A 14401-nucleotide genomic window follows, 5' to 3' on the forward strand; every position below is an offset into this window, starting at 1 on the left:
TTTAGTAGTAATAATGGGCGTTTGTTTCTTTCACCCCTCTATTTAACACAACACCGAAGATAGTTGCCTTTACTTTATTTAAGCGTTGCAAGCTCTTTGATACTTGTTCTGTATTTGTCTTTTGTGCATTTACTACAAATACACATCCGTCTACTCTTGTTGATAATGCAACGGCATCAGCTACAACTAGTGGTGGAGTATCGATAATGACAAGGTCGAAATGTTCTTTCAGTTCTGCTAACATCGTATTGATCTTATCCGATGAAAGCACTTCTGCCGGGTTCTTAGGCATAGGCCCTTTCGCAACGTAGGATAAGTGTGGAATATCTGTTCTACTGACAACTTCATCAATTGAAGCGTAACCCTCTAAATAATTGGTCGCCCCTTTGCGAACGGGATTATTGAATAGATGATTGCCGACCCCTTTACGTAAATCAAGGTCTACAAACACCGTATTGACATGGTCCATAGCCATGCTATAGGCAATATTAGCTGCTGTTATAGACTTTCCTTCGCTCGAATGAGTGCTTGTGAACAAGACCGTCTTTGCCGACTTCTGGTTAAGTGTATATTGGAGATTTGTTCGAATGGAGCGGTAGGCTTCTGTGATTGGAGAATAGGTGCCGAGTCTTGGCAGCAACTTAAAGTAACGGTCATTCTGCATCAAATCTTCTTTCTTCTGATTCCATTCATCAGAGATAATAGGTACAACCCCTAGTGAAGATAAACGGAACACCTTCTCCACCTTCTCTTCAGAATCCGCCCTCGTGAAAATGACTTCTTTAAGAAAAACGAGCAGAAGTGCTAGAAACAAGCCAAGCAACAGAGACAAAATGGTGTTCATAAGTAAATTTGGCTTTATCGGAGTTTCATGGGCATCAGGATTTGAGCGGGTTAGAATTTGAACGTTATTTAAGTTCATCAATGATTCAACCTCTTGTTGGAACGTATCCAACGTCACATTCACAAGCTCCGAAGCCGCTTCTTTAGATGGGCCAACCGCCTGAACGGTTATAATCTGAGACTCTGCATTTGTACCAATCGTAAATCGTTGAACCAACTCTTCCATCTCTAAATCAGACCCGTATTGGGCTTTTACTTTGTCCATGATTCTAGGGCTGATGAGGATACTCTTATAGGTCTCGATTAACCGTAAGTTCGTTTCAATCTCAGAACTTGAAATTTCATCCTCATCACTCTTTACGGATGTAAAGTTCACAAGTAGAGCCCCTTCTCCTTCATACGTTCGGGGCAATAGAAGACTAATCGCGATGCCGATGATTACAACAAGTAAGGTGACGACGCTAAGCAAGACAACCCTTCTGCGGATCACCTGATAGACTTCTTTTAATCCAAAAGCTTGGCCCACTGCATCACAACCTTTTCAAATTTCTCTTTACTAGTAAGACCCCTTTGAAGAAATCACCAACTTAATCGTCTTCCAAATAATTGACAGATCTAATAATAAACAACACCGCTCCACATAATGTAAATCGTAATTAATCTTCTCACCATGAGTCATGTCTGAACGTCCATGTACTTGAGCAAACCCAGTTAGACCAGGTTTTACATCTAACCTTCTGCTTTGCTCTTCGTTATACAGGTCAGTAATAGCCGGAATTTCAGGCCGTGGGCCAATCAAGCTCATGTCTCCCCTAATCACGTTAACCAATTGCGGAATTTCATCTAAACTTGTTTTCCTCAAGAACATCCCGAGCTTGGTCACGTGCTTCCCTGGAGAAGATTTGAACACGAATTGATTCGGCACTCCAGTTCCCCAATCATATTGATGTTCGTCTTCAAAGTTATGTTGTCTCATCGTTCGAAATTTCCAAATTGTGAAAGGTTCGCCGTTCATGCCAGTCCTCGTCTGTTTAAAGACAATCGGCATTCCGTCCATCCACAAGATTAAAAGGCTGATTAAAATAAGTAATGGAGACATGAGAATAAGTAAAGCGATGCTACACAGCACATCCGTACACCTTTTAACGAGACTGTAACGGGACTTATCTTCTAGTCTTCTGGCGAAAGAGTCATATCTCTTATTCTGGTCCAACTGGAACCCCTCCTGAATCAGTTGTTAGAATCTCGTATGACGACATCCGACATAATCACAACCTTTATACCGTACACCTCACTCTCAAAAGCCGCCTTTTTGTTCTTTATAGAGAACTTAACGTTATTATATACTACATAAAACAGAAAATTCCAGTGTTTTAACTTTAAAAAGAACAAAAACGTTCTTTTTCAAGCACACCAAAGAGGCACAATAGCTATCCACGTTTATCTCTTCGACAAAAAAGGAATTAGATAGGCAGCTTATGCAATACAAGACAAGGAGGCAACAGAGATGAATGTGAACGTAGCGAAGGACCGTTTAGACCAAACCATTTCACTTGTTCGAGAAGGATATGCTTTCATTCCAAATCGTCTACATAGTCAACACCTTGACGTTTACGAAACGAAACTTCTAGGACAACGTATTGCTCTTATTGGAGGAGAGGAAGGGGCTAATCTCTTCTATGATTCATCAAGAATGAAAAGAAACGGGGCTTTACCGAAACCTGTACTGAAGACGTTATTCGGAGAAGGCGGTGTCCATACGAAAGATGGTGCTGCGCATGCTCACCGCAAACAGCTATTCATGTCTCTCATGACACCAGATGCGTTGCGTCGCTTATCTAATCTAACAACCGCCTACTGGGAAGAGTATGCCATGAAATGGGAGAAACAGCGTAAGGTTGTACTTTACGATGAAAGTAGGGAATTGCTTTGCCAGGTAGCGTGTGATTGGGCTGGCATACCACTAGGAAAGAAAGAAGTGGAGCAACGTACTGAAGATTTATCTAAGATGATTGATGGATTTAGCGCGCTTGGACCTAAGCATATTGAAAGTAGACGTGCAAGGAACCGTTCTGAGAAATGGATTCGTTCTATTATTGAAGATGTACGAGCAAATAAACTTGAAACACGAGAAGGTTCAGCTATCCATGAGATGGCTTTTCATCTTGATGAGAATGGAGATAGGTTGGACACTGAAATCGCAGCTGTTGAACTCCTAAACGTTATTCGTCCCCTTGTTGCAATCTCTAAATTCTTAGCTTTCGGTGCTAAAGCATATGCAGACTATCCTGAAACTCGCGAGAAGACCAAAGAGAGTGATGAATATATTCTGCGTTTCGCCCAAGAAGTCCGACGTTATTACCCGTTCGCACCGTTCTTGGGTGCAAAAGTGAAGCATGATTTTACTTGGCAAGGCTATACATTTAGAGAGAACCAATTAGTCATGATTGACCTATTTGGAACGAATCACGACCCGCGCCTTTGGGAGAATCCAGACCAATTTGACCCTGACCGCTTCAAAGATTGGAAGGGTGGGCTGTTTGATTTGATTCCTCAAGGTGGCGGCGATTATTACGATGGGCACCGTTGTCCAGGAGAATGGCCAACCATCGAAGTATTGAAAGCAAGCTTTGGCTACTTATCAAGAAAGATAGATTACAAAGTTCCAAAGCAAGATCACAGCTATAGCTTAAGTAAAATGCCTGCCCTTCCGAAAAGTGGGATGATCTTAAAGAAAGTCAGAAGAAAATAGCACACTGTGCTTGTATAGGGCTGCAACAAGAATGCTGTAGCCTTTTTTTACCTAAGCACTCTTTTCCCCGTTGCTCTACTAAAGGCTGAACATTATAATAAGTGTAATATTTTCACATAGGAGGGGGATTCTTACGTGCCAATTAACATCCCGAAACACCTTCCCGCCCGCGAACGATTAGAGAAAGAGAACATCTTCCTCATGGAGGATGACCGAGCAAGTACACAGGATATTCGGCCATTAAACATTCTCATCTTAAATTTAATGCCTGAGAAGAAGAAAACAGAGCGCCAATTGCTCCGACTCCTGAGTAATTCACCCTTACAAGTAAACGTAGACTTTATTCACACGGAAACCTACCAGTCTAAGAACATTAGTGAATCTCACCTAAATGAATTCTACAAAACGTTCACTGACATCAAGCATCACCATTACGACGGTATGATTATTACGGGGGCTCCTGTTGAGCGATTACGCTTTGAGGATGTGGATTATTGGGAAGAACTTCAGACCATTATGCAGTGGACGAAAGAACATGTAACGTCTGTGTTGCATATTTGTTGGGGAGCCCAAGCTGCTCTTTATGGTCATTATGGAATTGATAAATACGAGCTCCCCGATAAATTGTCAGGTGTTTATGGACACAGGTTACACGTTCCTACGACTAAGCTTGTAAGAGGACTCGATGATGAATTCCTTGCCCCTCACTCTCGTTACACCGGTGTATCCGCAACATCTATCTTAGAACACGAACAACTAACCCTTCTCGCTTCTTCAGAAGAAGCTGGTGCATTACTTGTTATGTCAAAGGATGAGAAACATGTAATGATTACGGGTCACATTGAGTATGAGGCGACTACATTAGCTGAAGAATACGAACGCGATCAAGCTAAAGGCTTACCTGTTCAACTACCAGAAAACTACTTCCCAAAAGATGATCCATCAATCCCCCCATTGAACCGATGGCGGTCCCAAGCCTATTTGCTGTTCTCTAACTGGTTAAATTACTATGTCTATCAAGAAACTCCTTATCACTGGGATTAATACCCCCATGAAGGTAACAACAGATGCTCATTGAGGTGGCCGAGAACGCTCTTGGTCACCTTATTTCTATGCTCTTTGAAATTCCACTGTCTTATGATCTTGATATCCTGAAAAGTCATGAGTGTTATAATGAACACTACTTCGTCAATGTTCGATAAATAATTAGAAATTTATACATGGGATAGGTATAATTAGGACATCATGACGATTTAAGTAAGGGACAGGAGGTTAAATGTGCTGACAGAATTGTTCTACTTACTAGTATCAACAAGTGGTTGTGTAGTGCTTATGCTTCTGATTCAACAAATTACTCAAAGAAGTATTACCTATCCACTTCATGAACTTGTCCTTTCCCTACTGCTGAGCATCTTGTGTGCTACCGCAATCTCACTCGCTCCTACGCTTAGCCTATTATTTAAAGGAATAGTGGTACCCTACGAAGGCCATATTAGAGCGCTAACCTTCCATATTGCTTTACTTGCATTCATTTGCTTTCTTACATTTACCGCAATGAGCTACCTCGGAAAGAAAAAACTGAACCCATCTTTACAGCCTTTGAATGAAAAGGATGTATCCTTACATCTGTTACTCAGTTCATTCATAAGTCTGTTCATCTTAGGCTACACCTACTTTACGACAGTTAGATTGGAGCAGAATCTAACCATCTCTCAAACGAATTTAATGTCATCATGGCTGTTGCTTATTGGTGCCATCTACGCAGCCACACGGATCTTTCAGCATCTACATCTCGACCAACTTGTAATCAAAAGAGAATTAAATCGTATGAGAGTCCTTGTCTCTTTCGACCTAATCGGATTATCGCTCAGCTCAATCGTTTTCTCATTCATTGCAGGCTTACTCCAACATAATAGTCTATTTATGGATTATTCCAAGTGGACAAGTGTCTTATTATTATTTGTGATTACGCTCAGTTATCTCGAAGACCAATTCTCCTACCAACACCAACAGCTACGTACGAAACACCATGAACTGCAAATAAATGAACAGGAGTATCGTTCACTCTTCCAGAACAACCCAGACGCAATCTTCGTACTCGACATGAAGGGGCGCTTTAAATCGTTCAACCATTCAGTGCTTGAATTAACGCAATATGCCAAGGATGAAATGCTTCATTTGAACATCCCTGATTTAATTGTTCCTGCTGAAACAAGGCGCGTGTTAAATTATTATGATCAAGTCTGTCACGGCATGGAGGTTCATTTCGAGACGACATTCCAAACGAAGTACGGAAGAGAAGTATACATCGATATAACAGCCTTCCCTATTCACGTAAATAGTACGATTACAGGTGTATATGCGATTGTTCAAGACATTACAAAGGAGAAAGAGTCTCAACAAAAGATTGAATACATGGCTTATCACGATGAACTGACCGGGCTAATGAATCGTAGAGGGATTCGTCAACGCATGGAGCAGCATATCCGTCTAGGCCAACCTCATATGGCCTTTATCCTTTTAGATATTGATTTATTCAAAGATATTAACGACCACTTGGGGCACACATATGGGGATCAACTGCTACAATTTGTGGGCGCACGATTAAAGAAAATATTAAAGGAATCCGCATCCATTGCACGAATTGGTGGAGATGAATTTCTACTATGCATCCCCTATCAGTCAGATTCCTCAGAAATATTCCGATTAACCGATGAAATTCAGTGCGAAATGTCTAAGCCATTCCAGCTCGGGCAACACGAAAAGGCGATTACAACAAGTATGGGAATCTCATTCTATCCATCCGATGGACAACACTTTGATACGCTGATTAAACATGCAGATATGGCCATGTACGAAGTAAAATATGATGGTCGGAATCACTACCTTCCTTACTCCCCTGCTATGGAGAAGCGTAGCGTTGAGAAAATTGTATTGTTAGAAGAGTTGCAACGTGCCATTGACCAACAGGAGCTATTCTTACACTACCATCCGAAGTACAAGCTTTCGACGAACAAAGTAGAAGGTGTAGAAGTACTTGTTCGGTGGGAGCACCCCATAAAGGGGACAATAAGCCCTGCTGAATTTATCCCTCTTGCAGAACAATCCAATGTCATTCATCCACTCGGAGATTGGATCATGACAGAAGCTTGCCGTCAATTCAGCGAATGGCAGTGTACGAACGACTTAGACTTTCATCTGTCGATTAATATCTCCCCTAAGCAATTCTTGCATCCAGAGTTTGCACAACGAGTGAAGAAGATTGTAAGTGATGCCAACCTTCAGCCAAAATCCATTGATTTAGAAATCACAGAAACGCTCGCAATGGAAAACACCGTACGCACAATGGATATTATGGCGGAATTGAAAGCTTATGGGTTTCAAGTTACAATGGATGACTTCGGTACAGGATACACCTCTTTAAGCTATTTATCTAAATTTGAATTTGACCGCATTAAGATTGACCGCTCTTTCATCAAGGACCTTCCGGAGAACAGCGACCATATCGCCATCGTTCAGTCGCTCATTTCCGTTGCCAAGCACCTCGGAATCCAAATTACAGCAGAAGGCATTGAGACGGATGAACAATTATCCTTTCTAACCAAATGGGGTTGTGATGAAGGCCAAGGGTATTACTACACGACACCTGTTGGAGCAGAAGAGTTCATGAAACACTATTACAACAATTTACAAACTACCTAGATTCGTAAAGAGAGCCCTTCGATGTGAAGGGCTCTCTATTTTGTTGACTGTTTCGATTATCTTCAGCAACTGAACCTTCTGATTCTTGATCTTTGGCTTCACTGGCCCACACATATTTCTAAATGTCACGTCCTATTCACCTTTAACAAACTTCATTATCAGGATGCTAGTCACGGTCTTATAAAGCCTCTTCAAATTTGAATAAACTTGATAATATTGAATTATTATCCACAAGATACTAGAAGCATCACTATGATTTTAAAAAATATCATGTTTTTTTCACAACTTTGGATAGGAGAATATCCCTTACAGGACAGGCTTCAAATAGACCCACCCATGACAAGTGTCATATATCCGTACTGACGTTTATGCCTTATAAGATAAACGTCATTCGGCTACCATATAGCATAGAGAAATGAGTCTGACTGGACAAAAGGAGAAAATGATGGATAAACAAAAACAACGCGAGTTAAAGAAAAGTGTAGCACCCTATGCAAAGCCAGAAACACGATCTGGAGTCGTTCAACTCATCAATACGTTATTGCCATTCCTCATTCTATGGGGGATTTCCTATTGGACATTATCGATTTCCCCATGGATTGCCATTCCAGTAGCGATGTTGGCCGGTGGATTTGTCATACGCATCTTCATTATCTTTCATGACTGTACCCACCAATCCTTCATGAAAGGAAAGCAAGCCAATCGAATTGTTGGGAACATTACCGGCATTCTCACGTTATTCCCATTTGAGAAGTGGAAACGCGACCACGCCATCCACCATGCTACAAGCGGAAATCTAGATAAACGAGGCACAGGTGACATCTGGGTTATGACAGTAGAAGAGTATATGGAAGCTTCCTTCTGGCAGCGCCTTATTTATCGTCTCTATCGTAATCCGATCGTCATGTTCGGATTAGGGCCTCTATACCTCTTTCTTATATCCAATCGATTTAATCGGAAGGATGCTCCTAAGAAAGAGCGCTTGAATACGCACATGACGACCGTAATTGCAGTCGTTATGTACAGTCTCGTCATTTGGGCAATTGGATGGGAAGCATTCTTAATCATTCAACTCCCGATTCTTTACGTATCAGGCGTATTAGGTATTTGGCTCTTCTACGTTCAGCACCAATTTGAGGATTCTTATTATGAAGATGAGAGTGAATGGGATTTTGTAAAGGCTGCTGTAGATGGTAGCTCTTATTACAAGCTTCCGAAATGGCTTGAATGGGTATCAGGAAGCATCGGCTATCACCATGTGCACCATTTAAGCCCAAGAGTTCCTAACTATAAGCTTGAGGAAGCTCACAATTCAACACCACCTTTACAAAAGGCAACAACCATTACGCTACTCACGAGCTTAGAATCTATTCGGTTCAGACTCTATGACACGGACCATAAAGTCTTTGTAACATTCAAAGAAGCAAAAGAACGAATTAAGCAGCAACAAAAAGAACGCGCCTTACGTAAAAGTCCATCGTTGCAAGAATAAGAAGAGAGCCATCCCTCCGCGGGAATGGCTCTTTCTTTGATAGAAGGTTACGATAGAATCGTGACAGCGCATACGTTATGAGATATTCTGTAAGCAAGCGCACATCCTAGGAGGTCGACATGCAAAAACATTGGTATCACATCATCCCAAAAAATACAGGATTTAGCTCTTATGTATGGATTATCTTCTGTCTACTGCCCTTTTTCTTCATCTTTCGGTCCTCTTCTTTAACGGAAATCAGTTTCGGTATCGTTATGATTGGACTATTCGTTCTCTTCTATCGGCTATCCTTTACCATAAAGGGCTGGTTGATGTACGTACTTGCCAGTATGGAAATGATCATTAATCTTGCGATGACCCTCTTATTCGGTTACGTGTATTTTGCCCTATTCCTCGCTTTCTTCATTGGGAATGTAAGAAATTTAAGTGGGTTTTTAACGCTTTATATTGTCCATCTAACATCAACGCTTGCCGCCATAACTCCCGTCTTCATCATCGAAATTGAATCGCTCTTCCCACAGTTGCCCTTCATCTTTATAACTGTGATTGGCGTCATCCTTCTACCGTTCACGATTCGTTACCGAAACAAAGAGCAACAGCTGGAAGGACAGCTTGAAGATGCGAATGAGCGAATCTCTCAGCTTATGATTATTGAAGAACGAGAGCGCATAGCAAGAGACTTACACGACACACTTGGTCAGAAACTTTCTATGATTGGGCTTAAGAGTGACCTAGCAGGAAAGCTAGTTGAAGTAAAGCCTCAACAAGCAGCTAAAGAGTTACAGGATATCCGCCAAACGGCTCGAACCGCCTTGAAAGAAGTACGAGAAATGGTGTCTGATATGCGTGGCGCGAAACTAACTGATGAGTTAATACGGGTACAGCAGATTATAGAAGCGGCAGAAATGGAATTTAAAGTAGAAGGCACCCCTTCTCTTTCAAACACCCCACTGCTCGTTGAGAATGTACTTAGCATGTGTTTGAAAGAGGCCGCTACAAATGTAGTGAAACACAGTGAAGCGACCCTATGCCAAGTCACCATTCAACAGACAGAGACAGAAGTCGTCGTTTCTGTACAAGACAATGGAGTTGGCTTACGAAGCCAAGTTGAGTCATTAGTGAGTAGTGGTATTCAAGGCATGCGCGAACGATTAGAGTTTGTAAACGGCAGTCTGGAATTGCTTTCAAATGAAGGCACCACATTAAGAATTCATGTTCCAACGAACGTTCATCAATCAGATAAGGAGGAATCTTCATGATTCGAATTGTATTAGCGGAAGACCAACGCATGTTGTTAGGAGCACTTGGCTCACTTCTTGACTTAGAAGAGGGGATGGAAGTGGTTGGTCAGGCAACGAACGGAGAAGAAGCCATTGAGCTTGTACAAACGCATAAGCCGGATGTATGCATCATGGATATAGAAATGCCTATGAAAAGCGGACTAGACGCAGCAGAAGAGTTACAGCATGAAGCGTGCAAGCTAATCATTTTGACCACTTTCGCGAGAAGTGGCTATTTCGAACGGGCTCAAAAGGCTGGAGTGAGTGGCTATTTATTGAAAGATAGCCCAATTGAAGAGCTAGCAACCTCCATCCGAAAGATTATAAACGGCCAACGCATTTTCGCTCCAGAACTGGTTGATTTAGCTTTCACTAACCAGAATCCGTTGACAGAACGTGAGAAACAGGTGATGCAACTTGTTGCAGAAGGGAAAACCACGAAAGACATATCAAAAGAACTCTTCATCACACCTGGAACCGTAAGGAACTATGTATCCGTCATCTTAGATAAACTCGAAGTAACAAACCGAATAGAGGCCATCTCAAAGTTCAAAGAAAAAGGATGGTATAACTAGATGGAAGAACAGCCAAGTGCTGTTCTTTTTTTTTGCTCCATATGAGGAGATGACTCCCCCTAGTTACCTATCTATACAACTCCTGCGCAATATGAATAAGATATTGTACAACAGGAGGTGATCTAATGGAACAATTTTTCATCGCTGACTTAAAGGGACAGAATGAAGTCCCACCAGTTGATTCTGATGCCTTTGGCGTCGCCAAGTTTGTTGCGAATAAATCGTGCACGAAGATTAAATTCGTTCTAAAGGTCAACAACATCGACAACTTCGTCCAGGCTCACATTCATAAGGGAGACCGAGATGAGAATGGTCCTGTACTTGTCTTTCTCTTCGGCGCTGACCTTGCGACCTTAAGTGAACAAAATGGGATCACGACAAGAAAAGGTGTAGTCACTGGAGTCATTACAGATGACGATATTGTAAAGAACGACGTGGGCGTGAAATGTGTGAGCGACCTACTCGAACTCATGCGGGAAGAACGCACGTACGTGAACGTACACACCGAACAAAATCTAGCCGGAGAAATCCGAGGACAAATTGTGTCAACGAAACGCAGACGACCACACCGCTAGAACGAAAGCAGGAAAGGACAGTGCTCCGAACGGGCGGTGTCCCTTTTTATGATTCAAATATAAAGAAAGACCGCCTATCCTAGATAGACGGTCACTTCGATTTATTTACGTGCTTCGTGTACTTTCAATTGTTTCCCTTTAATGGTCTTCGATTTCATGGCGTTCAGCACAGTAGGCCCTTTTCCATTTAGAATCTCGACATAAGAAATGTTCTCTTCAATTGTAATAATCCCAATATCATCGGCTGTAACGCCTTTAATGTTGGAGATTGTCCCAACGAAATCGACCGCTCGGATTTTCTTCTTCTTCCCTCCATTGAAATAAAGCTTCATGATATTAGAATCAATCTTCTTCCCTTTCTCCTCTTTCACTTTAGGAGTAGATTGAAGAGTTTTGTTAAATCGTGGAAGATTGCTCGACACTGCCCCTTTGGACGGTGCCACTGCATCAGGAAGTGTGAATCCGATATACGCTTCAATTTCTTTCAAGAATTTATCCTCATAAGGGGTTACGAACGTAATCGCTTGCCCTGTCTGCCCCGCTCGTCCTGTACGACCCGTGCGATGAACATAGGCTTCTTTCTCCATTGGAAGGTCATAATTAATAACGTGAGTCACACGTTCCACATCAATCCCTCTTGCCGCTACATCTGTTGCTACCAAGTAACGGAATTCTCCACGCTTAAACGATTTCATCACACGAAAACGCTCTTCTTGAGTTAATCCACCATGAAGTTTCTCCACTGGATAACGTGCATTTAACAAATCCTGGTGCACCGTGTCGACACGTTCTTTCGTTCTACAGAAGATCATACAGCTGTCTGGATTCTCGACTACGGTAATGTCTTTCAGTAGTGAGAATTTCGCTTTTTCTTCTACTTCAATAACGGAATGATAGATTGTGTTAGTCGTAACGTCATCAGGTGTAATTTCAATTCGAACTGGGCCATTTGTTAATCGTTCACTCAACCGTTCTACTTCTTCTGTCATCGTAGCGGAGAATAAGAAATTAACACGTTTTTCAGGGAGCTCAGCTAGAATAGCTTCCACTTGTGAGATAAATCCCATATTGAGCATCTCGTCTGCTTCATCTAGAACAAGATAATCGAGTTTCTCAAGAGGGAATGTTCCTTTTTCGATGTGGTCTAGTACGCGTCCAGGTGTCCCAACAACAAAGTGCGATTTTTGTTTTAATTCTTCTTTCTGTCGGTGGAAGGGCTGCTTTCCATAAAGCGCTGTAGCTTTAATCCGCTTAAATCGACCAATATTCGTAATGTCTTCCTTAACCTGTGCAGCAAGTTCTCGAGTAGGAGTTAGAATTAATACTTGAGGCTTGTTCTCTTCCCATTCTACGAGCTCACACAGTGGGATTCCAAATGCTGCAGTCTTTCCACTTCCAGTTTGAGATTTAACGACAAGGTCTTTGCCGTGCAAAGCCTTAGGTATAACTTTCTGTTGAACCTCTGTAGGTTGTTTATAGTTAAGACCGTCTAGAGCGTTTTGAATCGGACGGCTCAATCCGAATGTAGTAAATGATTCCATGTTGTTTCGTTCCTTCTATTTCTGTCATGTACCCCTATTATAGTGCACAAATGGAGCTGTGACTATATGACCTTCTTCTGACAATGTCAGCTGTTACGGTCTATCGGACCCTTCTTCTTTATAAACTAAGAAGAGAGAGGAGGTCTTCAACGATGTTCAAATCAACTGGGACTAGGCAACATAAGTCTCTTACCTATCCTGAACAACCATTAAAGACCATCAAGAACGGTCTACCAAAAACGATGCAACCTAAACGAGTAATTATTATTGGAGCAGGGATGGCTGGGCTTGTAGCCGCTTCCTTATTAAAGGAAGCAGGACACGAAGTAAAGATTATAGAAGGTAACGACCGAGTAGGTGGTCGTATCTTCACAGAACGGAAAGCCTTTTCCGATGGGAATTATTTAGACTTTGGTGCGATGAGAATCCCTGAGAACCACGACCTAACGTTTGCTTATATCCGAAAGTTCAATCTCCCGTTCAACCGTTTTTTTAACGCGACAGACAAAGACGTCATTTATACAAATGGCATTAAAACGACGAGAGAAGAGTATGAACGTAACCCTGACATACTCAACTACCCCATAGAGGAAAATGAAAAAGGAAAAACCGCTGTTCAACTCTTTAAAGAAGCCGTTCAACCTTTCCTTACCTTATACGAGAACAGCTCTGAGAAAGAAAAACAGATACTCATTCAGAGATTCGATCGTTACTCCATTGATGGATATCTCCGATTTAACCCAATTGGACCGTCTCTTTCCCCAAATGCCATTCGTCTCGTGAAAGTCATGCTTGGCTTTGAAGGATTTGCAGAGTTGTCCTTCTCGAACATGCTATTTGATATTGTGAGTACCGTTTTCGATGAGGAGTTGACGTTCTATGAGATTACGGGTGGGAACGACCAGCTACCAAAGGCCTTTCTGCCACAACTGAAGGACGATCTACTACTTAATGAGAAAGTAGCTCGAATTGGACCTCGCACGAACGAAGTAATCGTTCAAACGAGGAATACGAGGACAAATGAATATTCGACTTTGCGGGGTGACTATTTAATTTCAGCCGTCCCCTTTTCTGTATTTCAATTTATTGAAGTAAATCCCTACACCGCTTTCTCCTTTGATAAATGGACCGTCATAAGAGAACTTCATTACGTAGGAGCCGTGAAAGTAGGCATAGAATTCAAGGAGCAATTCTGGGAGAAAGAGGGGTTGAAAGGAGCAAATTTGATTACCGATTTCCCCAATCGGTTCTTCTATACGCCAAGCCCAACTGCCCCTGACCAGCCGTCTGGCATTGTACTTGCCAGTTACAGTTGGGGAGATAATGCGAAACTATGGGATGCGCTCTCAAAGACAGAGCGAATACGTCAAGCCCTGCAAGACTTAGCAAAGGTGCATGGGAACGAGGTCTACAAATCGTATGTAAACGGAGATTCATTTAGCTGGAGCCAGAATGAATTCTCTGCAGGTGCTTTCACGCTCTTTAAACCCAATAACGCTGCTAGATTTCCGAAGCTTATAAATCAACCTGAAGGTCGCGTACATTTCGCTGGAGAACATGCCTCAGATTTCCACGGTTGGATTGAAGGTGCTATTCAATCTGGTGTCCGAGTAGCGGAGGAAGTGAACAATCGAGTCTAGC

At 42.1% G+C, this 14401-nt stretch carries 11 protein-coding genes; 8 read left to right on the plus strand and 3 right to left on the minus strand.

The window, feature by feature from the left end; genetic code table 11:
• Nucleotide 1 precedes the first annotated feature (1 nt).
• The gene (locus H513_RS0106925) at nucleotides 2-1369 is read right to left on the minus strand and encodes a tyrosine-protein kinase domain-containing protein (protein WP_026800093.1); all 1368 of its coding nucleotides are present in this window, start codon (nucleotides 1367-1369) and stop codon (nucleotides 2-4) included.
• Nucleotides 1370-1399: 30 nt separating this feature from the next.
• Nucleotides 1400-2056, minus strand: coding sequence for a sugar transferase (locus H513_RS19735; protein ID WP_051239746.1), 657 nt, complete (start codon nucleotides 2054-2056; stop codon nucleotides 1400-1402).
• 294 nt (nucleotides 2057-2350) lie between these two features.
• On the opposite strand from H513_RS19735, the gene H513_RS0106935 reads away from it, so the two are divergent.
• From H513_RS0106935 to H513_RS0106970, 7 genes are all read left to right on the plus strand, one after another.
• On the plus strand, nucleotides 2351-3595 hold the full coding sequence (locus tag H513_RS0106935) for a CYP152 family fatty-acid peroxygenase CypC (RefSeq protein WP_026800094.1): 1245 nt from the start codon (nucleotides 2351-2353) through the stop codon (nucleotides 3593-3595).
• 135 nt (nucleotides 3596-3730) lie between these two features.
• Entirely contained in the window at nucleotides 3731-4639 is a 909-nt protein-coding gene (metA, locus tag H513_RS0106940; protein ID WP_026800095.1) for a homoserine O-acetyltransferase MetA, read from the plus strand.
• Nucleotides 4640-4873: 234 nt separating this feature from the next.
• Nucleotides 4874-7297: a putative bifunctional diguanylate cyclase/phosphodiesterase gene (locus H513_RS0106950; RefSeq protein ID WP_026800096.1), complete on the plus strand. Its 2424-nt coding sequence runs from the start codon at nucleotides 4874-4876 to the stop codon at nucleotides 7295-7297.
• Between the two features lie 445 nt (nucleotides 7298-7742).
• A complete protein-coding gene (desA, locus tag H513_RS0106955) occupies nucleotides 7743-8789 on the plus strand; it encodes a Delta(5) desaturase DesA (RefSeq protein ID WP_026800097.1) in 1047 nt (348 codons plus the stop codon).
• Between the two features lie 119 nt (nucleotides 8790-8908).
• The gene (locus H513_RS0106960) at nucleotides 8909-10048 is read left to right on the plus strand and encodes a sensor histidine kinase (RefSeq protein WP_026800098.1); all 1140 of its coding nucleotides are present in this window, start codon (nucleotides 8909-8911) and stop codon (nucleotides 10046-10048) included.
• Nucleotides 10045-10644 (plus strand): response regulator transcription factor, encoded by a 600-nt coding sequence (locus tag H513_RS0106965; protein ID WP_026800099.1) that lies wholly within the window; start codon nucleotides 10045-10047, stop codon nucleotides 10642-10644. The genes H513_RS0106960 and H513_RS0106965 overlap by 4 nt, the downstream gene beginning before the upstream one ends.
• A 125-nt stretch (nucleotides 10645-10769) precedes the next feature.
• Nucleotides 10770-11219: a CHRD domain-containing protein gene (locus H513_RS0106970; protein ID WP_026800100.1), complete on the plus strand. Its 450-nt coding sequence runs from the start codon at nucleotides 10770-10772 to the stop codon at nucleotides 11217-11219.
• Nucleotides 11220-11320: 101 nt separating this feature from the next.
• Here the strand turns inward: H513_RS0106970 and H513_RS0106975 are convergent, their stop codons facing one another.
• Nucleotides 11321-12760, minus strand: a complete 1440-nt coding sequence (locus H513_RS0106975) for a DEAD/DEAH box helicase (RefSeq protein ID WP_026800101.1) — start codon at nucleotides 12758-12760, stop codon at nucleotides 11321-11323.
• 152 nt (nucleotides 12761-12912) lie between these two features.
• Between H513_RS0106975 and H513_RS0106980 the strand changes: the two genes are divergently transcribed.
• A complete protein-coding gene (locus H513_RS0106980) occupies nucleotides 12913-14400 on the plus strand; it encodes a flavin monoamine oxidase family protein (RefSeq protein WP_026800102.1) in 1488 nt (495 codons plus the stop codon).
• Nucleotide 14401: the final 1 nt, after the last annotated feature.

This window comes from Pontibacillus halophilus JSM 076056 = DSM 19796, from assembly GCF_000425205.1.
GTDB lineage: Bacteria > Bacillota > Bacilli > Bacillales > BH030062 > Pontibacillus_A > Pontibacillus_A halophilus.